Here is a 1,584-nt window from a genome sequence, read left to right on the forward strand (position 1 = left end):
CGCCGTTGTCCGGACCCAGGGCCGGGCAGGCCGTCAGCGCGCTTTGCAGCGTCACCACGCGGTCTTCTCGCACGGCGAGACCGCGTAAAAGGGCGTCCATATCCTTATGCATGTTTTTCCTCTTGCCCAGTTTTGCACTGAATCGGCACTGCCGCAATGTTTTTCATGGTTGTGCCGTGGTGTGGCAGCGCAGGTTTATGCCGCCACTTTGGGGCTGCGTGCATCTGCGTTGCCACACCACGGCACAAACTTCCCGGCACTGTCCTGCGCTGCTGTGAACAGTTCTGCAAAGAGCGCTTTGTGCAACGTACCCCAAAGGCTCTGTTTTTTGTCCGCCTCTGCCCGTGATGTCAACGGAGGGCAGCAGTGGCAGCAGCCACGGCGGCGTGCGCCTGTGCCTGAGTGTTCCACACATGCTGGCAGCGGCATGTCGTTGCGGCGCAGATAAAGAAAAACCAAGAGGCTGCTTGCGCAGCCCCTTGGGGAATCCTGGCCCGGATGCGGCAGCCGCACGGCTGAAGAAACGGAAAAACGGCCTGTACCGCGCGGTTTGCCCGCAGCGGAACAAAAGCCGAAGATCCGACGTCGTTCTTTCACATCCAGCTTGCGCGCTTCAGGCACTGAAAAGACACTTTTCAATACAGTTGCGTCGCTCACTGCGGCACCTATCCGTTGGTGGCGGACGCTGCGTACGCAGTGGCCAGAGCATCAGAGCATTTTCGCATTGAGAATATCTGTTCTCAATGCTTCCAGAACGCCCGCGCCAGCGTTAAACCGCGCAGATACACTGCGCCTGCGCGGCGGGCGTCTGCTCACGCAGCCGCCAGAGCAATTTCAAAGTGAAATTGTTCTAACGGCCCTTGGCGGCGCGTTTGGACGCCTTCAGGGGGTTGACCTTGGAGCCGGAACCGGACTGAGTCTTTATATGAGTGGCGAAATTACAGCGGCCGCCGACCCACTTTTTGGCAGGAACGGGGTAGCTGGAGCAGAACTGTTCGTCTTCAAATTCGCGCACGCGTTCACAGCCAGCACACTGTTCCACCACCGGGGCAAGAACAAAGCCGTTGAGTACCACACCTTCGTCGGTCTTGGTGGCGTTTTCCAGAGCGGTCATAGCAAAACCTCCATGCGCCGAAGCGCCGTATTGCGAAATAGCGGCGGCACTGGGCCGCCGGTTCGGAATAGAGAAATATAGCCGAACGCAAGCCGCTGTCAAGGGGCGTGAGGCGAGAATTTCCCGGCAGCGGCGGCCGGTGCGAATGCGGCCCATGTCACCATGCCGGAAATGCAGCCCTTTTGCCCTGGGCGGCCGGTCAGGCCATGCCGGCCTGACGCCGTACAAAATCGCGGATAGACGTCATTTCACGGCACAGGGCGTCATAGTCAAAACGGGTAAATTTTCCATCTTCATAAACAATTTCTCCGGCAATCATGGTCATGCGATTTTCCATGCCGGTGGCGGCGTAAACAAGGTGTGAAACAGGATTGTACAGGGGCTGCATATTGGGGGCCGTGAGATCCAGAGCCACGCAGTCCGCGGCCTGGCCCACGGCCAGGCTGCCCAGTCGGTTGTCGTGCATGGCG

General features: G+C 59.0%; 2 protein-coding genes. Both read right to left on the reverse strand.

The features are described 5' to 3' along the window. Positions 1-850 precede the first annotated feature (850 nt). Positions 851-1,114 carry a PxxKW family cysteine-rich protein gene (locus V6C07_RS04795; RefSeq protein WP_333535230.1) on the reverse strand — a complete coding sequence of 88 codons (264 nt, stop codon included), beginning with the start codon at positions 1,112-1,114 and terminating at the stop codon, positions 851-853. Between the two features lie 199 nt (positions 1,115-1,313). Then, a partial coding sequence (locus tag V6C07_RS04800; RefSeq protein WP_442886234.1) for an amidohydrolase family protein occupies positions 1,314-1,584 on the reverse strand: 271 nt, incomplete at its 5' end.

Origin of the sequence: Desulfovibrio sp. 1214_IL3152, assembly GCF_036763055.1 — a bacterium.
In the GTDB taxonomy this organism is placed as follows: domain Bacteria; phylum Desulfobacterota; class Desulfovibrionia; order Desulfovibrionales; family Desulfovibrionaceae; genus Desulfovibrio.

Excerpts from the sequence above, each read along its gene's own strand:
- V6C07_RS04795 (WP_333535230.1), bottom strand. The coding sequence starts at position 1,114 with ATGACCGCTCTGGAAAACGCCACCAAGACCGACGAAGGTGTGGTACTC.